We start from the raw sequence: 21,626 nt of genomic DNA, 5'->3' as shown, positions 1-21,626 counted from the left end.
AGGCAGTCGTGAATGGAGCGCGTTCATGAATAAAGACGACATGATCCTGATCAGCGTCGACGACCACATCGTCGAACCACCTGACATGTTCAAGAACCACCTTCCGAAGAAATATGCCGACGAGGCACCGCGGCTGGTACACAACCCCGACGGCAGCGACACCTGGCAGTTCCGCGACATCGTCATCCCCAACGTCGCGCTCAATGCCGTGGCCGGCCGACCCAAGGAGGAGTACGGCCTGGAACCGCAGGGCCTCGACGAGATCCGCAAGGGTTGCTACAACGTCGACGAGCGGGTCAAGGACATGAATGCCGGCGGTATCCTTGGCTCGATCTGCTTCCCATCCTTCCCCGGCTTCGCCGGCCGGCTGTTCGCCACCGAGGACCCGGAGTTTTCCCTGGCGCTCGTGCAGGCCTACAACGACTGGCACATCGACGAGTGGTGCGGCGCCTACCCGGCCCGGTTCATCCCGATGGCCATTCCGGTGATCTGGGACGCCGAGCTGTGTGCGCAGGAGGTTCGCCGCGTGTCGAAGAAGGGCGTGCACGCGCTGACGTTCACCGAGAACCCGGCGGCGATGGGCTACCCCAGCTTCCACGACGATTACTGGAAACCGTTGTGGCAGGCATTGTGCGACACCGACACCGTGCTCAACGTGCACATCGGCTCGTCGGGCAAGCTGGCCATCACCGCCCCCGACGCACCGCTGGACGTGATGATCACCCTGCAGCCGATGAACATCGTGCAGGCGGCCGCGGATCTGTTGTGGTCCAAGCCCATCAAGGATTACCCGGACCTCAAGATCGGGCTGTCCGAGGGTGGCACGGGTTGGATCCCGTACTTTCTGGAGCGCGTCGACCGCACCTACGAGATGCACTCGACCTGGACCAAGCAGAACTTCGGCGGCAAGCTCCCCAGCGAAGTATTCCGCGATCATTTCCTGACCTGCTTCATCTCCGATCCGGTCGGCGTGGCCCTGCGAAACAAGATCGGCATCGACAACATCTGTTGGGAGGCCGACTACCCGCACAGCGACTCGATGTGGCCCGGTGCGCCCGAGGAGTTGTGGGACGTGTTGACCGAGAACAACGTGCCCGATGACGAGATCAACAAGATGACGTACGAGAACGCCATGCGCTGGTACTCGTTCGATCCGTTCAGCCACATCTCCCGCGAACAGGCCACCGTCGGCGCGTTGCGCAAAGCCGCCGAAGGCCACGATGTGTCGATCCAGGCGCTGAGCCACCACGAGCAGGGCACCCGCGGGGATGCGCTGCATGCGGCGGCCCGCGGCAACTCGGGTTCCGAGTAGTCGCCATTTCTGCCGAACAGACATAAACCCGTACCTTCTCGCCCGAAAAGGTACGGGTTTACGTCTGTTCGCGGTGCTATTTGAGCGAGTAGCGCACCGGGAGGTGCTTGAGCCCGCCGACGAACGTGGTCGCGGTGTGTTCGGGTGCGCCGGTCAGCTCGATGGAATCGAGGCGCGGGACAAGCTCACTGAAGAAGCTGTTGATCTCCATGCGGGCCAGTGCAGCGCCCAGACAGAAATGCACGCCGTAACCGAAGGCCACATGCTTGTTGGGGTCGCGGCCGACGTCGAAGCGGAATGGATCGGTGAACACGTCTTCGTCCCGGTTGCCCGACGGGTACGCCAATAGCACCGACTCTCCGGCGGCGATCGGAGTGTCGCGCACGGTGGTGTCGACCGCCGCGGTCCGCATGAACCCCTTCACCGGGGTCACCCAGCGGATCATCTCCTCGGTCGCGGTCGCCATCAACCCCGGTTCGGCCCGCAAACGTGCAAGCTGATCAGGGTTCTCGATGAGGGCCTGCATGCCACCGGAGATGGTGGCACTGGTGGTGTCGTGACCGGCGGCCGCCACGATCGCGTAGTAGGACACCGTCTCGATGTCATTGAGCGGCTCACCGTCGATGCGGGCGTTGGCGATCGCCGACGCCAGGTCATCGGTGGGGTTCTCCCGCCGCGACGCGGTCAGCGCGGTGAAGTACTGGAACATCTCCAGCAGCGCAGACATGGTGTCCCCGGAGTCGCGCTGATATTCGTCATCGTCACTGCCGAACAGTTCCTGGGTGAGCTTGAGCATCAGCGGAAAGTCCGCTTCGGGAACACCGAGCAGCGACATGATCACGTACAGCGGGTAATTGACCGCCACCTCGTGGACGAAATCGCACTCGCCGCCGGCGGCAACCATCTTTTCCACATGGATCTTGGCCAGCTCGTCGACGCGAACCTTCAACGCGCGCATGGCCTTCGGACGGAACCAGTCCGCCCCGATGGCCCGCATGACGCGGTGTTCGGGATCATCCATGTGGATCAGGGTGCGCACCCCGACCGCTGCTTGGTTGTCATCATTCTCCGACGTCATCAGCACCGGGCGGGGCGAATTGGTGAACACGTCGTTGGCCCGCTCGATCGCCATGATGTCGGCGTATTTGGTGATCGCCCAGAACGGCTTGTAGTCGGGCACCTCTACCCACGACACCGGGGCGTTGGCCCGCAGATGGGTCAAGGCCGCATGGAATGCCGTCTCATCGGCGTAGGCCGATGGGGTGGCGAACATCTTGGCGGCATCGTCGATGGTGCGGACGGTCATACGTTGCTCCTTACTGGCGGGCATTCACGAAACTCCTGCAGCACCGCATTCACGGTTTCTGCAGATACGGCGGCAGGAAAACCTGGCAGCACGCGGTCGATGACGCCGTCGCAACGACGCCGCAACGCCGCGGCCAATTCGGGGATCGGGGCCACCACCGCGAAAGTGCTCAGCACCTCATCGTCGATGAGTTGGCCCATCGCATCCCACTCACCGGCCAGCGACAACCGATGCAGTTCGGTGTGCAGATCACCCCAGCCGTGTAGGTCGAGGACTTTGCGGTAAGCGGGTGTGGACCCATAGAAGGCAAGCTGTTTGCGGGTGGCCACGGATGCCGCGGCCATCTCCTGCTCGTCGGCTCCGGTCACCAGGAACACCGGACAGGACAACTCGAAGTCACATCGGTCGCGTCCGCTTCGGTCCATCCCGCGCTGCAACGCGACGGTGGTCACCTCGTCCAGATAGCGGCGGGTGGTGAATGCATGGGCCAGCAGTCCGTCGGCCACCTCACCGCACACCTCGGTCATCAGCTCGCCGACCGCGGCCAGAAAGATCTTGGGGAACGGGAGCGACGACGGCTCCGGGGTGAACATCGGCGTCATGATCTTGTGGGTGTAGAACTCGCCTTCGAACCGAAGCTTGGCGCCGTCGCGCCAACAGCTCCAAATCGCCTGCAGCGCTTCGACGTATTCGCGCATACGACGGGCCGGGTGGCTCCACGGCATGCTGAACCGCTTCTCGATGTGCGGTTGGATCTGGGTGCCCAATCCGAGGATGAAGCGCCCGCCGGAGTACGTCTGCAGATCCCAACCCAGTTGCGCCATCGTCATCGGACTACGGGCGAAGGCCACTGCGATGCTGGTGCCGATCTGCATCCGCTGGGTGTGCTCGGCCGCCAGCGTCAACGGCAGGAAGGGGTCGTGGTTGATTTCGCCGGTCCAGCAACCGTCGTAATCCTGCGCCTCCAACGCACGGGCGAGTTCCGGAACCTCGGCAAGTCGGCTGGGGATACCACGGTCGATCTTCACAGCGCGTGCCGCCGAGTCGCTCATCGGTGCGGCATACCTTTGCCAGTTGGTTCGATCATGTGCCATCCGACCACCCGATCGACGCTACAGTAAGCAATTCAGTATGGTCAACGGCGGTAGGCTGAGCCACCACAGCACTGCACGACGAGTGAGGACAGCGATGACGAACGATCCGGAGTGGAAGGAAACCCTCGAGGACCTTGCCCGGCGACGTGCGCACACCTATGGGATGGGTGGGCAGGAACGGGTGGCCAGGCACCACGGGAAGGGCAAGCTCGATGCCCGGGCCCGGATCGCGCGACTGCTCGACCCGGACACCTTCCAAGAATTCGGCACCCTGGTCGGCGGGGACATCGCCGCCGACGGTCTCGTCGCCGGCGCCGGCCGCATCGACGGCACCCCGGTGATGGTGGGCGCCGAGGATTTCACCACCCTGGCCGGCAGCATCGGCCCCGGCGGCAACGCCAAGCGCTACCGGCTCGCCGAATTGGCGCTGCGCAACAAGATTCCGTTGGTGATGTTGTTGGAGGGCGCGGGTTTCCGCCCGAGTGGAGAACATTACGGTCGCACGCCGACCGACCTGATCGCACAGGCGAAATGCTCAGGGAAGGTACCGACGATCTCGGCCATCCTCGGCCCGTCCGCCGGCCACGGCGCCCTGGTGGCGCCGGTGTGTGACTTCACGATCATGAGTCGTCAGGGCGCCATCTTCACTGCCGGGCCACCGGTCGTGAAAGAGTCGACCGGAGAGGACATCTCGAAAGAGGATCTGGGCGGCCCCGACGTGGCGCTGACCAGCGGTGTGATTCACAACTACGCCGAGGACGACGAGACCGTGATCGACGACATCCGGCGCTACCTTTCCTACTTCCCGTCGAGCGCCTGGTCGTATCCCCCGACCCGGCTTGCCGACGACACAGCCGATCCCAGGCTCACCCCTGAAATTCTCGACATCGTGTCCCGCGACAACCGTCAGATCTACGACATGCGCGCGGTACTCGACGAGATCTTCGACCGGCCCGACTGGTTCGAGGTGCAGCCCAAGTTCGGTCGCGCCATCATTTGTGCCCTGGCCCATCTCGGTGGCTATCCGGTCGCGGTCGTGGCCAATCAGCCGCAGGTGATGGCCGGCTCGATCGATGCCGATGCCGCGGACAAGGCCGCACACTTCATCTCAGTGGCCGACTCGTTCCACCTGCCGCTCATCTTCCTGGCCGACAATCCGGGCATGCTGCCGGGAAGTCAGTCGGAACGTTCCGGTGTGTTGCGCAGTGGGGCAAGGATGTTCGCTGCCCAGACGGCGGCCACCACGCTCAAGCTGCACGTGACGCTGCGCAAGGCGTTCGGGTTCGGGTCGATGGTGATGTCCCTGCTCGGGTTCGACGACCAGGTCGCGACGTTCGCCTACCCGGGGGCGACGATGGGCGCCATGGGCGCGGCTGCACTCAGCGCCGCCACCCACGCCGGCGAGGATTACACCGAAGTGCTCAAGCGCATGGAGCTGGAGGCGTCGTTCCGGTCGGCGGGTCACCTCGGGTTCGACGAACTCATCTCTCCCGAGGAGACCCGCAACGCGCTGCTGGTCACCCTTCAGCACGGCATCTTCAGCCGCCAAGAGGTGGCCGAGCCGGTGTCGCGCTCCCTGATCATGCCCTGACTCTCTTCGCCGAACAGACGCAAAACTGCCCTTTTTTCGCGGGAAATGGGCAGTTTTGCGTCTGCTCGCGGGTTATGTCCGGGTGGCCCGATATTCGGTGACGATCGGTTCCAGTTCATCGGGCGTCGCACCGTGCATGATCACGGCGTCGGCACCGTAGTCGAACTCCTTGCGGATACGGTCCACGCATTGACGTGCCGATCCGGTGGCCGAGGGCTCCAGCCACTCGTCGGGAATCAGGGTGGCGATGTGCTCGATCTGTTCCGGGCTGGCCTTGTGGTCGATGCCACCCGGAATCGAGGTGACGACGGGATCCTCCCGGAACCGTTGCAGTACCGCGGGATCCCAGTTGTTGGTGCTCACCATGAGGTCGCCGTAGCCCTGCAGATACGTGGCGAGCCGGGCCACGGTCTTCTTGAGCCGCAGTTCTTCCGGCAGGTGGTCACCCACCGTGGCGAAGCAGGACCACACCCGCACGCTGTCGGGATCCCGTCCGGCTTTTTCGGCGGCGTCCTTGACGGTTTTGACGGCGCGCTGCAACGTCTCGGGGGTGAAGTAGGTGTGCAGGATGACGTCGTCGAACTCCCGGCCACCGAGAGCCAGCGTCTGGGGACCGAAGGCCACGATCGCCAGGCGGATGTCCTCGTTGAAGTCCGGGTCCAAGAACAGCACCTGATATTTGCCGATCGGCCCGTCGTGGTTGAAGATCACCTCGCCGTGCCACAGCTTGCGCATCACCTGTGCGAAGTCCTCCATCTGCGCGGTGGTCACCGCCGGGACGCCGAACGCGTTGTACATCGCGGCGACGCCTCGTCCGATGCCGAGCGTGAATCGTCCCCGTGACAGCCGGTGCATGGTGGTGGCCCACGATCCGGTGATCAGCGGATGCCGCGTGTTGTGATTCGTTGCTGCCGTCGCGATCTGCATTCGTTCGGTCACCGCGCAGGCGGCGCCGACGAGTGACGAGGCTTCCTTGACGTTCCACCGCTCGGAGATGAACGCGGTGCCGAAGCCGAGTTCCTCACCGCGGCGGGCCTCGTCCATCAGCGTGGCCGGACCTTCTCCCCCGGCGCCGGCCAGAAGGTAATAGCCCAGTTCATCGAGTACCGGTTCGGTCATTTCGGCTCCTCGCTCAAACGCTCGTCGGTCACGCCCAAACTCCTTGCTTATAGCCACAGTTCCACACTTCGGTGATACGACCGTCGACCACCCGGAAGATCTCCATGCTGCTGATCGTCATTGCGTTGCCATCAGGAAACGACATCGGCGACTCGTACACGATCGCGACGTGTTCCCCGTCATCGCCGGCGACCACGAGATTCAGGTCGAAACGCACGGTTTCGAACATCGCCCAGTGGTCGATGATGCGCTGTACCGCCTGCCGATGGGTGAGCGTCTGAGCCTCCCCCACATCGTGCCGAATCACGTTAGCGCCCATCAGTTCTTCAGCGAGGACGAAGTCCCGCTTGTTCCACACCACCAGGTTGTAGAGCTCGACGACTTCGCGAGCGGTACGAACGGTCACGAAAACACCTCCAAGGCGTCGATGTCCTCGATGGCCGCGACGGCCCGGTCGATCAGCGTCAAACATAGTTGGCGGGATCGTTCCGGTGCAGTGTCCCAGGTGAGCAGAGCGACCACCGGCATGTACATCAGCAGCGCGGCCGCAAACCGGTAATGGCGCCAGGCCTCGTCGAACGAGTAGCCGTCGACCCGGCTGACATACTCCCGGAGCAACTCCTCGTCATGGCCGCGGCGGACGGCAGTGGGGAGACCCTGACTGACCAGGTATGCGATATCCGCCGCACCCGCCCCGCGCACCGTCAACTGGAAGTCCACCACCTTGAGCGCATCATCGCAGAAGAACATGTTGTCGGCGCGGATATCTCCGTGCAGCAACGTATTCTGGCCACCGAGTACGGCGAGTGCGGCAGGTGCGAGTTCGGTGAACCGCTCGGCGAAGGCGGCAATCGCCTTCGGTATCGGCTGGCGGGTATGGTCCCGGTAGAGCTGCCATCCGGGCGCGAAGGCGGGCAGGAACAGATCGCGGGTCAACGGGCTGTCGATGCTCGGGAACTCCTGCAACACAGCACCGTCGACACCCGATGACCACGCGTGGAGGCCGGCCAACTGTTGTATACAGAGCCGGGCTTGCGGTAGCGACAGCCCGACCAGATGGTCGGCGTTCTCCCAATCCCGCAGATCTTCGAGCACGAGCACGAAGTCGGGGCCGGACATCCTGGCGACGTAGCAACGCGGCGTGGCCAGCGGCGCGTCCGGTGCGACGTACCGGTAGAAGTGCAACTCGCGCCGGTAACCGCCGAGCATCTCCATCCCGCCCCGCGCCAACGAGTCGGCCGGCAATTTGACGATCAAAGTCTTTGGCACCTCACCGGTTCCGGTCAGGTGGATCCGATATAGCGCGGCAGAAAAGCCGGTGTCCAAGGCGATCCGCTCGGCCCGCACCGCCGATACGTGCACTCCCAGCGCCTCGGTCAACCAGGGCGCGGTGACCTCGTCGATACCGGTAGGCACCGGCTCGGAAACAGGTGCTGCGACTGATGTCATCGTTGACCTCCGCACAGAAATTTGACGCAGAACAACTAAGTTAGTTGTCGACCATCTAATATGCAAGGGTGCCTTCCCCAGCCCAGCGCCTCACCCAACCGGAGCGCGTCGAGCAGTCCGCGCGGCGGCTACTGCAGGCTGCCGCTGAGCTGATCGTCGAAAAAGGCTGGGAAGCAACGACTGCCGCCGAGATCGGCCGGCGGGCCGGCTACAGCCGGGCCATGGTGCACGCCCGCTATGGCAGCAAGGACGCCATCCTCGACGCCTTCCAAGAGGTATATGTGGCGCGGCTGAACCCCGATCCAGAGCCCGGAGCCACGGGCCTACAACAGGTTTTGGCTCATTTCGACCGGGTGCAGGAGATCTACGCCGAGGATGCCTCGGTGACGCGCGCGATGTTCGTCTCGGCATTCGAGGCGGTGAAGACCACGTCACCGCTGCGCGAGGGTGTGCGCAATCAGTTGGCCGGGGCTGCCGTAAAGATCGAGGCCGGTCTGCGTGCGGGGATCGCCGACGGATCGCTGCGGCCTGATATCGACGTCGACATGGCATTGCGGGACATCACCGGATCGATCTTCGGGATCGCCTTCCAATGGGTGGTTCTGCCCGAGGACCACGACCTCGACCACGAGATCAACTGCGTACGAGCTCGCATCACATCAAGCTACGGTCGTTAGAAATCGCTCGGTCGCAGTTTGTACTGCACCCGAGAACAGGTGCCCGACGTGACTGCCATCGTGCCAGTGCAATTCGCCGCCCCACCGTTCGTGCAGGGCAACAGCTGAGGCCCGCATAGCCATCCGGTCATGCCAGGCGCCGACGATCAGACGGTGACCAGTGCGGGGCACGGTGTCCAGCGGGTCGACCACCGAGGTCAGTGCCGCCACGACGTCGGACTGCAGCAGCGTGCCGGCCTCTCGCCCGGCGGCACCCCAGCGACCCAGGTGCAACCCGATCATGGTGTTGAGCCCGAGGATCGGCGTGTAGACCGCGACCGCGTCGACGCGGGAGTCCAGGTGTGAAACCAGCGCGGCCACAGCACTACCCAGCGACAGCCCGGCGATCGTGATCGATGACGCCTGCGGTTCGAGCCAGCCGACCAGTGCCCGCACCTCCGAGACCGCCCGCATCATGCCGGCCACGTTGGCCAGTGGATCGCGGGCGGGATATTCCGGCCACGACTGCCGGCGTGGCCCGTGCCCGGGTTGCACCGGTAGCGCCACATTGAATCCGAGTGCATTCAACCGCCGCACCCGGGCCACAAGCAGATCCATCGAATCGCCCTGCCCGGCACCGTGCACCCAGATCACCCAGGGTCGGTTGGCTCCGCCGCAGCGATAGAGCCGCACCCTGGCGGTCGCCACTCCCCCGTGTCCATCGGCCAGCACCGAGTCCGGCAGCGTGGGAGCGTGATCGAAGACCAGCTCGTCAAACGTCAGGGCACCGAAGCGGCGCGGTCGAATGTGTTTGACGTCCAAGGCGTCCGGATGCACGTGGGCTCCCTCGATGCCCAGCGCGGCCAGTTCGTCGGCGGCCCGCCGATAGTCATCCAGCGGTCGCGGTAACTGCGGCGGCGGACCGGTCAAGGTCATGCCGGTGACCACCAACTCATCGAGGGTCACCTCACCGAGCTGACGCAGACCGGTCAGCGACAACGCCTGCCAGTCCCCGGCACCGGCCAGGGCGCTGACCGAGCGGGGCAGCACACCGCCGAGTTCCCAGGCGATCCTGGCGGCCCTAGGCAACGACGAAGCCTGTGTAGCCGTCGGCGGCAATCTCGTCACAGCGGCGACGGTACTCGGGGATGCCCGCGGTGTAGCCCAGGTACATTCGCTTCTTGCCGGGCACATTGCCGCCGTTGTACCAGGAGTTGCAGCTGGGATGCACCAGCACGGTGGGGGCAACCAGCGCCGTGGTGTGCTCGACCCAATCGGCTTGCGCCTGCGGCGTGGCCTCGATGCTGCGGTGACCGCCGGCCCGCAGATAAGCTATACAGTCCGCGATCCACTCCACGTGCTGTTCCAGGGCCGCGACAAAATTAGTTGCTGCGGAAGGGCTTCCCGGTCCTTGAATGGTGAACAGGTTGGGGAATCCGGCGACGGCCAGCCCCAGGTAGGACAGTGCGCCCTCCTTGGACCAGTACTCCCCCAGCACCAAGCCGTCACGCCCACGCACGTCGATCCGGCTCAGCGCTCCGGTCATGGCGTCGAACCCGGTGGCGTACACGATTACGTCGAGGTCGAAATCGCCTTGCTCGGTATCGATTCCGGTGGCGGTCACCTCGCGGACGCCGCCCTTGCGCAGATCGACCAGCGTGACGTTGTCGCGGTTGTATGTCTCGTAGTAACCCTGGTCGATGATGGGCCGCTTGCAGGCGAACGGATGGCTTGGGGTCAGCGATGCCGCCGTCTCGGGGTTCTCGACAATGCGGGCCACCGCCTGCCCGTACAGCTCCGTCGCCATTCGGTTGGCGTCGATGTCAAAGAACACATCGCCCCAGTTGAGCGCACCCATCACGCCGTGTTCGGACACTGCGCGCTGTTTCTCCTCGGGGGAGGCGGATTTCACGGGCGGACGCACCAGCATGTCCAGCAGCACCGAGAAGGCGCTGAGCCGTGCCGCCCCCACCGGATGCTCACGCTGCGCGGCACGGATCTGTGCGTAATCAGCCTTGAGCGCGTCGAGTTCACCGGGCTCGAACGGACGCACCTGCCAGGGCAGAGTAAACGCCGGCGAGCGTTGGAAGACCGTCAACTCCGCAGCTTCGCGAGCGACGACGGGGATCAGCTGTACACCGGTAGAGCCGGTGCCGATCACCCCGACTCGCTTGCCTTCCAGGTCGACACCGTCGCGAGGCCAGCGGCTGGTGTACAGCGAGGTCCCGGTGAACCGGTCCATTCCGGGAATATCGGGTTCCAATGGCACCGACAGGATTCCGGTGGCAGCCACCACGAACGGGGCGTGCAGCGTGTGGCCGTCAGCGGTCGTGACCGCCCACTGCGCGCCGTCGTCGTCGAAGGACATCGCGACGACCTCGGTGTTGAGGGCGATGTCGCGGCGCAGGTCGAGGCGATCGGCGACGAAGTTCAGGTAGGCCTCGATCTCGGGTTGGGCCGGCATCGTCTCGGTCCAGACCCACTCCTGCTGGATCTCGTCGCTGAAGCTGTAGGAGTATTCGATGCTCTCGATGTCGCATCGCGCGCCCGGGTACCGGTTGACCAGCCAAGTGCCACCGACAGCGTCGGCCTTTTCCAGCACCCGCACCCGCAGGCCGAGTTCCCGTAACCGGTGTAGTGCGTACAGGCCGGAGAACCCGGCACCGACGACGACAACATCAAAGGCGAAGTCCGAGTCCTGGACGCTCATAGATCGATGACCTTCTCATTGCGGCTCTTGCGGTCGACATAGAACTCGGCCGCTCGGGCGATGAACTCTGCGGTCGGTTCCGGCTTCCAGCCCAGGTCGCGAGTCGCCTTGCCGTGGTCGGCCGGCGATGTCAGCCACATGAGCCGTACGGCCGTGAGATTCATCGGAAAGTCGGTGCCGAACAATCGATTCGACATGCCGGCCAACCAGCCCACGGCATACATCGGCGTGATCGGGAGGCCGAACTTCGGCGGCCGTGCGCCCACGGCCCGCGCCGCAGTGGTGAACATCTCCTGTTGGGTCATGTAGCCCTCGGAGACGATGTAACGCTCACCGATGCGACCGTGCTCGGCAGCCAGCACAAGAGCCGCAGCAGCATCGTCGATTCCGACCACCTCGGAGCCGACACCCCGCAGGTACACCGGCATCTTGCCGAATGCGGCCATGGCCACCAGCGCGCCCTGCCTCGGCTGCCAGTCCGGCGGACCATAGGGATTGGACACACACATCGCCACGGCCGGCAGCCCGCGCTCCCGGGCACAGGACAGCACCAGGTCTTCGGCTTGACGGCGAGATTCGATGTAGGGCCCGCCTTTACCGGCCCAGTTGAACGGGGTGTCCTCGTCGACGATGGCGCCGTCGTCACTGATCGCGATGGTTCCGATGGTGCTGAGAAACACGAAGCGCTGCAGGTCCGCGTCCACCGCGACATCGAGGACGTTACGCAGGCCCTCGACGTTGGTCGAGAACAGCGGCGCCGGGTCGGCCAGGTGGGCCCGGGTGTCGACGACGCAGTAGAAGACCACGTCCCGGTCCGCCATGGCTGCCGCCACCGCGTCGGTGTCGAAGATATCCCCGTAACAGCGTTCCAGCTCGAGGCCGTCGATGCCTTTCGTCGAACTGCTGCGCCGCAGCAGCACCCGCACATCGTCGCCACGCTCGACGAGTTGGCGGGTCACGCAGGCTCCCACGTTCCCGCTGGCACCCATGACGAGCACTTTTCGCCGGCGATCCATCGCAACTCCATCCCGTCTGACGATCAGCTATGGATGTTACGGTAATGCTTTCAGTATGGTGTCGAAACCGGGAGATCGATGAAATACACCCTGGAGTATCCCAGCGAACTACCCACTGCACCTGATGATTTCCTGCAGCCGGAGGTGATCCGTGCCGTCGCCACCGGCGCCGAAGCCGCGGGTTTCTCGGCGGTGGCGCTGAGCGAGCATCCCGCCCCGTCGGTCAAGTGGCGCAACAACGGTGGCCACAACACACTCGACCCGATCGCCGCACTGAGCTTCATGGCCGCCGCGACGACCCGGCTACGGTTGATGACAAATCTGTACGTCCTGGCCTTCCGCAACCCGTACCTGTCGGCCAAGGCGCTGGGCAGCTTGGACCTCGTCTCCGGCGGTCGGTTGATCGCCGGTGTCGGGGCCGGCTATCTGCGATCCGAGTTCGCGGCGGTCGGCGTGAGCCTGGACCGACGCGCCGAGTTGCTCGACGAGGCGCTGGCCGCGTTACGCGCCATCTGGACCGATCCCGAAACACCCGTCGGAGGCGCTGATTTCGCCGCCGTCGGAGAGCTCTGGCTGCAACGACCCACGCAGCGGCCGCATCCGCCGATCTGGATCGGCGGTAACGGCAAGGCGGCGATCCGGCGGGTGGTCGAGCACGGTGACGGATGGATGCCGATCATCGCAGCCAAGGGCATGGCGGCAACGATGCGCACCACGGCCATCGAGGATGTCGACCAGTTCGGCTCCGCGGTCCGCCACCTTCACAAACGGCTCGCCGACGCCGGCCGCGATCCGCACTCCGTCGACATCCAGGTGGTCTGCCCAGCCGTCGACCTGGACGACGACGCGTCGCTGCGCCACGCTCGGCAGACGTTGGACGAACTCGCCGGCCACGGTGCCACTTGGGCGGTCGTGCATGTCGACGGCAGCAGCCCGCAGGCAGCGCTCGACTACATCAAGGCGTTCGGTGCAGTGATGAACCTCGGCGCCGGGGATGTCTCGAACCAAGAGGTCAAGCCGTCTTGAATTTCAGCAAGGTCCGGGTCAGGTGCAGACTGGTGATCTGCCAAGTGCCATCGCGCTTTTCGTAGGTCTCGTGGTAGTGCCCGGCGCCGTGGAGTTCATTGCCGTCGGCGAAGAACAACATGTCCTCCATCGCCCAGATACCCGTCGCGGTGGTGTCCGAGGTCAATGCGATCTCCGGGGTGTGGCAATGGTGCACGGTCGACGCATGTTCCACCCCACCCCAGACCACCGGGAAGAACGCATCGAAGCCGTGTAGTGGCGGGGCGGTCTGTGGATCGGCACCACCGGTCGACACTGCCATGTCGAGCGTGACCACCACGTCCTCGGCGAATAGCGCCCGCCAGGCATCGATGTCCTTGGTGTCGAGGAATCGGCAGTAGCGGGCCTTGAGCTGCTTGATCGCCTCGATGTCGTCGGACAACGGGTCACCTCCTGATCGACTGCGGCGCACTATACGGTAAGGCCCTCAGTTGATGGCCGGCCCTCGCTCACCTTCCGGCGTTCCCGACGATCCGCCATCGATTCCCGCTTCCTCTCCAGAAACAGCTACTGTAATGTATTCCGTAACGATGGCGAGAGCTGCAAAAAGGGAGGCGTCAGGCCGTGAAAGTGCCGTTCACCTGGAAGGTCACTGGCTGGTTCATGATCGGTTGGTCGGCCGAGTACGAGGTCGGCGACGTCAAGGCGCTGAAGTACTTCGGCGAGGACCTGGCGGCCTACCGCGACGAGGCCGGCGAACTTCACCTGCTGGAAGCCCACTGCAAACACCTGGGTGCCCACATCGGCCACGGCGGCAAGGTGGTCGGTGACTGCATCGAGTGCCCGTTTCACGGCTGGCGCTGGGGACCGGAGGGCAACAACACTTACATTCCGTATCAGCCGGATCGGCCCAATCGCGGTCTGCGGTTGCGCTCCTATCCGGTCAAGGAGCAGTACGGCTGCATCTTCATGTGGTATCAGCCCGAGGGCAAGCCGCCGCAGTGGGAACTGCCCGACATCTTCCACAAGTTCCCGCAATTCGAGACCGATCCGAATGCGTATTACCGGCCGTATCCGGAGTTCTCCAGCCGGGCCGACGCGATTCCGGTGCACCCACAGATCGTGGCCGAAAATGGTCCGGACAGTTCACATTTCCGCTATGTGCACGGCGCGACGGTGACGCCGGTGTGCCTGCACTGGGAGCACGTCGAGGAGGAGTGGCGGTTTTTGACCGGATGGCCCGATGCCCGCAGTGACGATCCGGACAAGATGGCGTTGCGCATCCACAGCCACTTCTCCGGGCTGGGCTTTGCCATGAGTGCTTTCGAGGGATCCTCGAATCACCGGTTGATCTTCGCCTGCACCCCGGTCGACGACGAGGTGTCGGACATGTTCTATTCGATCTGGTGGCCCAAACTGCCCGGTGAGACCTCCGACATCCCGCCCGAGCAGGTGCGCAAGCAGGTCGAGAAACAGTTCCTCAAGACGGTGTGGGAGGACTGCGACATCTGGCGCTACCAGAAGTACGTCGAGCACCCCCCGCTGGCCAAGATCGACGCCAAACCGTATATGGCCATGCGCAAATGGGCCACCCAATTCTACGAGGTTCCTGCCGACGCCACCGTCGTCCACGCATGAAACCCGATTTCGAAGACCTCGTCGCCCCCGGGCACACGGCCATCGTGACGCAGGAATGCCAGGGTGCGGTCGTCGGCCCCGACGCCGGTCTGGCCGCCCTGGCCGACGAGGCCCGCCGGGAAGCGTTGCCCAACATCGCCCGGTTGCTGCCCGCGGCCCGCGCCGCCTCGGTCCACGTGGTGCACTGCCTGGTGCAACGTCGACCCGACGGGCTCGGCTCCAACCACAACGCCAAGATCTTCGCGATCGGCCGCAGCGACGTGGGCATCACACCCGGCAGCCCGGGCGCCGCACTGCTACCCGAGTTAGGCCCGGAGCCAGAGGATCTGGTGTTGTCCCGCTGGCACGGGCTGGGTCCCATGGGCGGCACCGACCTCAATGCCATCCTGCGAAACCTCGGCGTGAGCACAATTGTGGCCGTTGGTGTCTCGGTGAACGTCGCGATCACCAACCTGGTGATGGATGCGGTCAACGCCGGATACCGGGTCGTGCTACCACGCGACGCCGTGGCCGGAATCCCGACGGACTATGCCGACGCGGTCATTGACAACACCCTGTCGCTGCTGGCCACGGTCACCACCACCGATCACCTGCTGCGCGCCTGGCAGCACTGAGCTCACCCGCCCCAGAGGAGAAAACCCGTGCAGTTCACCGTCCCGGCCGTCGCCGAAGCCGTTGCCACCGCCATCGGCGACCGTCCGCTGATCGTCCAGGGCGAGCGTCGGCTCACCTACCGTCAGGTGCTGGATCGGTCGAATCGCCTGGCGGCATACCTGCATTCACGCGGGTTGGGCGTCCAGACCGAGCGAGATGACTTGGCCGGGCACGAAGTAGGGCAGGATCTGCTGGGCATCTACGCCCTCAACGGGCCGGAATACGTGGAGTCCATGCTCGGCGCCTTCCGGGCCAGGGTGGCCCCGTTCAACGTGAACTATCGCTACGTGAAGAACGAACTGCAGTACCTGCTGGGCGATTCCGGGGCGAGCGCACTGGTCTACCACGCGACCTTCGCCCCGCGGGTCGCCGAGATCCTGCCCGAACTGCCGCAGCTTCGCGTGTTGATCCAGATCGCCGACGATTCCGGCAACGAACTGCTCGACGGCGCGGTGGATTACGAGTCCATCGTGGCCGATACCTCGACACTGGCCGCACTGCCCGTCGAACCCAGTGCCGATGATCTCTACGTGCTGTACACCGGCGGCACCACCGGAATGCCGAAGGGCGTGTTGTGGCGTCAGCACGACATCTTCATGACCGCGTTCGGCGGCCGCAACATGATGACCGGCGCCAAGGCAGAGTCGGTCGAGGAGATCACCACCCGGGCGAGCGAGAATCCCGGGACCAAGCTGATGATCCTGCCGCCGCTGATCCACGGCGCGGCCCAATGGGCCGCCATGACGGCCATCACGACGGGCCAGACTCTCGTATTCCCCAGTGTGGTCGACCGATTCGACGCCGAAGACGTGGTCCGCACGATCGAGCGCGAACAGGTCCTGGTCGCGACGGTGGTCGGTGACGCGATGGCGCGACCTCTTGTCGCCGCCATCGGCAACAGCATCGCCGACGTCTCCTCACTCGCGGTCGTCGCCAACGGTGGCGCCCAACTCACGCCTTACGTCAAGCAACAACTGATCGATTCGAAGCCCAATCTGATGGTCGTCGACGGGGTCGGCTCGTCCGAGACCGGCGCGCAGATGAGCCACATGTCGGCGCCGGGCGCCGTCTCTACCGGAACATTCAACGCCGGGCCCGATACCTGCGTGGTCACCGAGGATTTCACCGCGGTGCTGGCTCCAGGTCATGACGGGTTGGGTTGGCTGGCCCAACGCGGCTACGTACCGCTGGGCTACAAGGGCGACGCCGCCAAGACTGCCGCGACCTTCCCGGTGATCGACGGCGTGCGTTACGCGACACCCGGCGACCGGGCCCGCCACCTCGACACCGGAGCGATCGAACTGCTGGGCCGGGACTCCGTCACCATCAACTCCGGTGGCGAGAAGATCTTCGCCGAAGAGGTCGAGTCGGCGATCGCCTCCCACCCCGCGGTCGGCGACGTGGTGGTGGCCAGCCGTCCCAGTGAACGCTGGGGGCAGGAAGTCGTGGCGATCGTGTCCCTCGTCGACGGGGCGGCCGCTGACGCCGACGAGCTGATCCGGCACGCCGAATCCTCGATCGCCCGCTACAAGTTGCCCAAGGCCGTGGTGTTCCGGCCGCAGATCGAACGCAGCCCGGCCGGCAAAGCTGACTACCGCTGGGCCCGCGAGCAGGCGGTCAGCGAAACTTCTTGAGCCGTGCGGCAGTCCGGTTGCGGGCTCGCCGCAGGCTGAGGTCGGCGCTGATCCGCATCGAGCCGGTGAACGGCCACGCCGCCCGGCCGGTGATGCTGAACGGCAGGTCGCTGCCGACCACCGTGCGGTAGTGGCTGAACGCGTCGAAGCCGGCCTTGCCGTGGTAGGCCCCGGTGCCGCTGCGGCCGACCCCGCCGAACGGTGCGCTCGCCGGGATCATGTGTGCGGCAAAGTCATTGCGCGCCACTCCGCCGCTGCGGGTGCGGCTGACGAAGTGCCGGAAGTCGGCGTCGTCGGGACCGAACCAATACGCCACCAACGGTGACGGGTTGGCGTTGATGTGACCGACAGCTTCGTCGAGGTGGGAGTACCCGCGCACCGCGAGCACCGGCCCGAACACCTCTTCGGTCGCGATCTTCATCCGGTCGTCCACGTCCCGCACGATGGTGGGGGCGATCTTGCGCGACGCCGCATCCGGCAGGACCTCCCCCGTCGGGATGACGGAGTCGATCCGGGCACCGTGAGCACGGGCGTCGGCGATCAGGTCCACCACCCGGTCGAAGTTGACCTGGTTTACCGAGGAGCAGTAGTCGGGATTGCCGACGATGCTGGGGAACATCGAAGCCAGGGTCTTGCGCGCCACCGCGACGAACTGGTCCACCTGCGCGTCGGGCACAAACACATAGTCTGGGCATACGCACACCTGTCCGCCGTTGACCATGCGCCCCTGGGCAATTCGGCTTGCGGCCCGTTCGATGTCGGCGCCGGGTGCCACGACAACCGGGTTCTTCCCGCCCAGTTCCAGCGTCACCGGAACCAGGTGATCCGATGCCGCCCGCGCCACCAACGCACCGATCGACGGAGAGCCGGTGAAGAACAGATGATCGAACGGCAGGCCGGCGAACTCGGCGGCCACCTCGGGACCGCCGGTCACCACCTGCAGTTCGGACGCATCGAAATACCGTGGCGCGGTCGCGGCCATCAACTCCGCGGTGCGCCCGGTGACCTCCGACATCTTGATCATCACCCGGTTACCCGCGGCGAACGCCGCCGCCGCGGGCAACACCGTCAGCTGGATCGGGAAGTTCCACGGGCCGATCACCCCGATCACCCCGAGTGGGCTCGGCAACACCTCGGCACGCAATCCGGCGAAGCGGGCGGCACGCATCAGCCTCGTGGCGCGCATCCATTGGGGCACATGGGCCCTGGTGTGTTCGATGACCGACAACATGCCCAGGATCTCGGCGAAGAATGCCGCCGACCGCGACCGTGACCCATAGTCGGCCGCGGTGGCCGCCACGAAGTCCTCCGAGTTGTCCAGCACCATCGCGAGCAGGCGGTCGATGCGGTTGCGACGCAACGCGACATCGGGCGGGCCGTCGGCGATGAAGGAACGGCGCTGGGCAGCCAGCAGTTCATCCAGCCCGTCGCGCTGCGGCTGCACCGCCGCACGCTCGTCGATCGCACTCATCGATTTCGCCCCTTCGCCAGGCACGTGTCCGCATTCCGAAGGCCCCTCCGGTAACGCCAACGGTAGCACCTTGCGAGCAGGTCCGAGCCGATTGTCCGACCGGCTCGAATTGTTTACAGTCATCCTTACTGTCGTTCATTCAGTGAGAGGCCTGGTGCATGTCGGAAACCGCCCGCAGAATCGTCGTCGTCGGAGCCGGTTCCGGCATCGGAGCGGCCACCGCGACGCACTTCCATGACCGCGGTGACCATGTCCTCGCAGTCGACCTGCGTCCGGGTGAAGCCCCGGCATCCGAGCACGCCGTCTGCGACCTGCGCGACGCCGCCGACATCGCCAGACTGCTGAGCGAGATCGGCGACGGCTGGGACGTGCTGGCGCATGTCGCGGGAGTGCCCGGCACCGCGCCGGCCGCCGACGTCCTCAAAGTCAATTACCTCGGCATGAGACTGATGAGCGAGGGCATGCTGCCGCTGCTGCGCGAGGGCGGATCGATCGTCACGGTCGCGTCCACCGCGGCCCTGGGCTGGCAGCAACGGATCGACATCCTCGACGGGCTGCTCGCACTGACCGACGGGGACGCGGTCGCACAATGGCAGACCGGACAGGACCCGGATTTCCCGGTGTACACCACCTCCAAGCAGGCCGCGATCCTTTTCGCCAAACGCGTGTCCGGGCCGGCCTGGACGAAGTACGGGGTGCGGGTCAACACCGTCAGCCCGGGTCCGGTCGAAACGCCGATCCTGACCGACTTCGAGCAGACGATGGGCAAGGACGTGCTCGACCTGGTGCGCGCGACGGTCGGCCGGCATGCCACCGTCGACGATGTCGTTCCCCTGATCGCGTTCCTGACCTCTGCCGAGGCGCGCTGGATCAACGGGCAGGACATCCAGGTCGACGGTGGTTTCATCGCCGCAATGAGCAATGGGGCCCCGATCCCGCTCTGACCTGTGCAGGACTCGACGGATTTCATTACTGTAATCTTTACCGTAATATGCATCTGTGTGAGCGTGCCGTTGCGAGTGGTGGGGTGAGCCGTGGATAGCCAGGTACAGGACTTCGCATCCGACGAAACCGTCGATGAGCTCACAGTGGACACCGCCACCCTCCTTCGCGACCCGTACCCGTTCTTCGCGCGGCACCGGGCCAAGCACGGCGTGTTCCGCGGGTCGGTGATGGATTGGTCGAAAACCCCGGAATCCCTACTGCCAGAACACCAATACGCAGCGGTGTCCTACGACGCGGTCAACACGGTGTTCCGCGACGGCAAGTCGTTCAACTCGAAGATCTATGACAGCACCATCGGATTGTTCATCGGCCCGACCATTTTGGCCATGGAGGGCAAGACCCATCGGGATCATCGCAATCTGGTGTCTGCCGCGTTCAAGTCACGCTCGCTGCAGCGCTGGGAGCCCGAGATCGTCCGACCTATCTGCGAGGCGCTCGTCGATGAGTTCATCGACACCGGCTCCGCGGATCTGGTGCGCGACTTCACCTTCGAGTTCCCTACCCGCGTCATCTCCAAGCTGCTGGGACTCCCCGAGGAAGATCTGCCGTGGTTCCGCCAGCGTGCCGTGGAGCTGATCAGCTACACGGTCAAGTACAAGCGCGCTTTCGAAGCCTCCGCGGCGTTGAAAGACTATTTCCTGACCCAGATCGACCTGCGCCGGTCCAAGCCCACCGACGACATCATCGGCGATCTGGTCACCGCCGAGATAGACGGGGAGAAGCTGACCGACGAGGCCATCTACTCGTTTTTGCGGTTGCTTCTGCCGGCCGGCCTGGAGACCACCTACCGGTCCTCGGGCAACCTGCTCTATCTGCTGCTCACCCACCCCGACCAGTTCACCGCAGTGCAGTCCGACCATGAGCTGATCGGCCAGGCCATCGAGGAGGGGCTGCGTTACGAGACCCCGCTGACCACGGTGCAACGCTCGACCACCCAGGACACCGAACTCGACGGGCTGGCGTTGCCGGCCGGCGCGGTGATCGACGTGTGCATCGGGTCGGCCAATCGCGACGAGACCCGATGGGAGCGGCCCGAAGAGTTCGACATCTTCCGTAAACGGGTGCCGCACATCACCTTTGCCGCTGGCGAGCACACCTGCATGGGCCTGCACCTGGCCCGGATGGAGACCCGCGTCGCGATGGAGAGCCTGCTTTCGCGGGTGCACAACCTCCAACTCGTCACCGACGACGATCCACACATCTTCGGTCAGCCGTTCCGCTCCCCGACCGCCATCCCCGTCACATTCGAGCCGGCCCGTTGAGGTTGCCGCGATGGTGAGGGCTACGGGCGAGCGACGACGCCGCGAACGTGGATCGATCAGTGTCGACGAAATCCTGCGCGGAGCTTTTGAAGTGGCCGACGAGGTGTCCATCGACAATCTCAGCATGCCGCAGCTGGCCCGTCATCTGGACGTCGGCGTGACCAGCATCTACTGGTATTTCCGCCGCAAGGACGATCTCCTCGACGCGATGACCGAACGGGTGCTGCTCGACTACGACCTGAGTGTGTTGTTCATCGAGGCCGGTACCTGGCGAGAATGCTTGCGCGCCCATGCCCATCGCATGCGCGACATGTTCAAGAGCAATCCGATCGTGTGCGATCTTCTGCTGATCCGCGGGACCCGGGGCATCCCGGCCGCGCGCACCGCGTTGGAGAAGATCGAGCAACCGGTGGCTGCACTCGTGGCGGCCGGGCTCACCGCCAAGCAGGCATTCGACACTTACACGGCCATCGCGGTGCTGGTGCGTAGCTCGGCGGTGCTGCAACGGCTGCAGAGCCGATCAGCCGAAGTGCAGTTTCCCCGCGAGTACTGGGAACAGGTGATCGATCCCGACACGATGCCACTGATCGCCTCGATCCCCGGGCGGGGCTACCGTATCGGCATGGCCGACAACCTCAACTTCGACCACATTCTCGACAGCATCCTCGACCGCGCCGCCGCCTTCGCCACCTAGCTCCTTTCCG

General features: G+C 64.9%; 20 protein-coding genes. 10 read left to right on the top strand and 10 right to left on the bottom strand.

Features of this window, described 5'->3' with window-relative positions:
• The first annotated feature begins 25 nt into the window (after positions 1 to 25).
• Complete coding sequence (locus A5740_RS02170; RefSeq protein WP_076191081.1) at positions 26 to 1,312, top strand: amidohydrolase family protein; 1,287 nt, start codon at positions 26 to 28, stop codon at positions 1,310 to 1,312.
• Between the two features lie 76 nt (positions 1,313 to 1,388).
• Here A5740_RS02170 and A5740_RS02165 read toward each other — a convergent pair whose 3' ends face one another.
• Complete coding sequence (locus tag A5740_RS02165) at positions 1,389 to 2,618, bottom strand: cytochrome P450 (RefSeq protein ID WP_076191079.1); 1,230 nt, start codon at positions 2,616 to 2,618, stop codon at positions 1,389 to 1,391.
• Positions 2,615 to 3,670 carry an LLM class F420-dependent oxidoreductase gene (locus A5740_RS02160; RefSeq protein ID WP_076191078.1) on the bottom strand — a complete coding sequence of 352 codons (1,056 nt, stop codon included), beginning with the start codon at positions 3,668 to 3,670 and terminating at the stop codon, positions 2,615 to 2,617. Before A5740_RS02160 ends, A5740_RS02165 begins: the two co-directional genes overlap by 4 nt.
• A gap of 136 nt (positions 3,671 to 3,806) precedes the next feature.
• Between A5740_RS02160 and A5740_RS02155 the strand changes: the two genes are divergently transcribed.
• Positions 3,807 to 5,303 (top strand): acyl-CoA carboxylase subunit beta, encoded by a 1,497-nt coding sequence (locus A5740_RS02155; RefSeq protein ID WP_076191076.1) that lies wholly within the window; start codon positions 3,807 to 3,809, stop codon positions 5,301 to 5,303.
• A gap of 72 nt (positions 5,304 to 5,375) precedes the next feature.
• Here the strand turns inward: A5740_RS02155 and A5740_RS02150 are convergent, their stop codons facing one another.
• The 3 genes from A5740_RS02150 to A5740_RS02140 are packed head-to-tail and all read right to left on the bottom strand — an operon-like array spanning position 5,376 to position 7,871.
• A complete protein-coding gene (locus A5740_RS02150) occupies positions 5,376 to 6,422 on the bottom strand; it encodes a TIGR03857 family LLM class F420-dependent oxidoreductase (RefSeq protein WP_076191075.1) in 1,047 nt (348 codons plus the stop codon).
• A gap of 28 nt (positions 6,423 to 6,450) precedes the next feature.
• Positions 6,451 to 6,828, bottom strand: a complete 378-nt coding sequence (locus A5740_RS02145; RefSeq protein WP_076191073.1) for a nuclear transport factor 2 family protein — start codon at positions 6,826 to 6,828, stop codon at positions 6,451 to 6,453.
• Positions 6,825 to 7,871 (bottom strand): phosphotransferase, encoded by a 1,047-nt coding sequence (locus A5740_RS02140; protein WP_076191072.1) that lies wholly within the window; start codon positions 7,869 to 7,871, stop codon positions 6,825 to 6,827. Before A5740_RS02140 ends, A5740_RS02145 begins: the two co-directional genes overlap by 4 nt.
• A gap of 68 nt (positions 7,872 to 7,939) precedes the next feature.
• On the opposite strand from A5740_RS02140, the gene A5740_RS02135 reads away from it, so the two are divergent.
• Positions 7,940 to 8,548: a TetR/AcrR family transcriptional regulator gene (locus tag A5740_RS02135; RefSeq protein ID WP_076191070.1), complete on the top strand. Its 609-nt coding sequence runs from the start codon at positions 7,940 to 7,942 to the stop codon at positions 8,546 to 8,548.
• On the opposite strand, the gene A5740_RS02130 is transcribed toward A5740_RS02135, so the two are convergent.
• From A5740_RS02130 to A5740_RS02120, 3 genes are read right to left on the bottom strand one after another with little or no spacing between them, the layout of a single operon-like run.
• Positions 8,531 to 9,616: an alpha/beta hydrolase gene (locus A5740_RS02130; protein WP_076191069.1), complete on the bottom strand. Its 1,086-nt coding sequence runs from the start codon at positions 9,614 to 9,616 to the stop codon at positions 8,531 to 8,533. The genes A5740_RS02135 and A5740_RS02130 overlap by 18 nt on opposite strands.
• Positions 9,609 to 11,237: an NAD(P)/FAD-dependent oxidoreductase gene (locus A5740_RS02125; RefSeq protein WP_076191067.1), complete on the bottom strand. Its 1,629-nt coding sequence runs from the start codon at positions 11,235 to 11,237 to the stop codon at positions 9,609 to 9,611. The genes A5740_RS02130 and A5740_RS02125 overlap by 8 nt, the downstream gene beginning before the upstream one ends.
• Positions 11,234 to 12,253: an NAD-dependent epimerase/dehydratase family protein gene (locus A5740_RS02120; RefSeq protein WP_076191065.1), complete on the bottom strand. Its 1,020-nt coding sequence runs from the start codon at positions 12,251 to 12,253 to the stop codon at positions 11,234 to 11,236. Before A5740_RS02120 ends, A5740_RS02125 begins: the two co-directional genes overlap by 4 nt.
• A 78-nt stretch (positions 12,254 to 12,331) precedes the next feature.
• On the opposite strand from A5740_RS02120, the gene A5740_RS02115 reads away from it, so the two are divergent.
• Positions 12,332 to 13,279 carry a TIGR03619 family F420-dependent LLM class oxidoreductase gene (locus A5740_RS02115; protein ID WP_076191064.1) on the top strand — a complete coding sequence of 316 codons (948 nt, stop codon included), beginning with the start codon at positions 12,332 to 12,334 and terminating at the stop codon, positions 13,277 to 13,279.
• Here A5740_RS02115 and A5740_RS02110 read toward each other — a convergent pair.
• The gene (locus tag A5740_RS02110; protein ID WP_076191062.1) at positions 13,266 to 13,700 is read right to left on the bottom strand and encodes a nuclear transport factor 2 family protein; all 435 of its coding nucleotides are present in this window, start codon (positions 13,698 to 13,700) and stop codon (positions 13,266 to 13,268) included. The genes A5740_RS02115 and A5740_RS02110 overlap by 14 nt on opposite strands.
• A gap of 182 nt (positions 13,701 to 13,882) precedes the next feature.
• On the opposite strand from A5740_RS02110, the gene A5740_RS02105 reads away from it, so the two are divergent.
• From A5740_RS02105 to A5740_RS02095, 3 genes are read left to right on the top strand one after another with little or no spacing between them, the layout of a single operon-like run.
• Positions 13,883 to 14,896 carry a Rieske 2Fe-2S domain-containing protein gene (locus tag A5740_RS02105; protein WP_076191061.1) on the top strand — a complete coding sequence of 338 codons (1,014 nt, stop codon included), beginning with the start codon at positions 13,883 to 13,885 and terminating at the stop codon, positions 14,894 to 14,896.
• Positions 14,893 to 15,510 (top strand): cysteine hydrolase, encoded by a 618-nt coding sequence (locus A5740_RS02100; RefSeq protein ID WP_076191060.1) that lies wholly within the window; start codon positions 14,893 to 14,895, stop codon positions 15,508 to 15,510. Before A5740_RS02105 ends, A5740_RS02100 begins: the two co-directional genes overlap by 4 nt.
• A 27-nt stretch (positions 15,511 to 15,537) precedes the next feature.
• A complete protein-coding gene (locus A5740_RS02095; protein WP_076191059.1) occupies positions 15,538 to 17,184 on the top strand; it encodes an acyl-CoA synthetase in 1,647 nt (548 codons plus the stop codon).
• Here A5740_RS02095 and A5740_RS02090 read toward each other — a convergent pair.
• A complete protein-coding gene (locus tag A5740_RS02090; RefSeq protein WP_076191058.1) occupies positions 17,168 to 18,655 on the bottom strand; it encodes an aldehyde dehydrogenase family protein in 1,488 nt (495 codons plus the stop codon). The two genes, A5740_RS02095 and A5740_RS02090, sit on opposite strands and share 17 nt — an antisense overlap.
• Before the next feature lie 158 nt (positions 18,656 to 18,813).
• Here A5740_RS02090 and A5740_RS02085 point away from each other — a divergent pair, with 158 nt between their 5' ends.
• The 3 genes from A5740_RS02085 (at position 18,814) to A5740_RS02075 (ending at position 21,616) form a co-directional block, all read left to right on the top strand.
• Positions 18,814 to 19,599, top strand: coding sequence for an SDR family oxidoreductase (locus A5740_RS02085; RefSeq protein ID WP_076191057.1), 786 nt, complete (start codon positions 18,814 to 18,816; stop codon positions 19,597 to 19,599).
• A gap of 90 nt (positions 19,600 to 19,689) precedes the next feature.
• Positions 19,690 to 20,922: a cytochrome P450 gene (locus tag A5740_RS02080; RefSeq protein ID WP_076191056.1), complete on the top strand. Its 1,233-nt coding sequence runs from the start codon at positions 19,690 to 19,692 to the stop codon at positions 20,920 to 20,922.
• A 10-nt stretch (positions 20,923 to 20,932) separates the two neighbouring features.
• Positions 20,933 to 21,616, top strand: a complete 684-nt coding sequence (locus tag A5740_RS02075; protein WP_076191055.1) for a TetR family transcriptional regulator — start codon at positions 20,933 to 20,935, stop codon at positions 21,614 to 21,616.
• The last annotated feature ends 10 nt before the right edge of the window (positions 21,617 to 21,626 follow it).

Origin of the sequence: Mycobacterium sp. GA-1841 (assembly GCF_001954135.1) — a bacterium.
In the GTDB taxonomy this organism is placed as follows: Bacteria; Actinomycetota; Actinomycetes; order Mycobacteriales; family Mycobacteriaceae; genus Mycobacterium.
The sequence above is the reverse complement of the archived record's forward strand: the minus strand, read 5'-3'. Positions and strand labels throughout refer to the sequence as shown.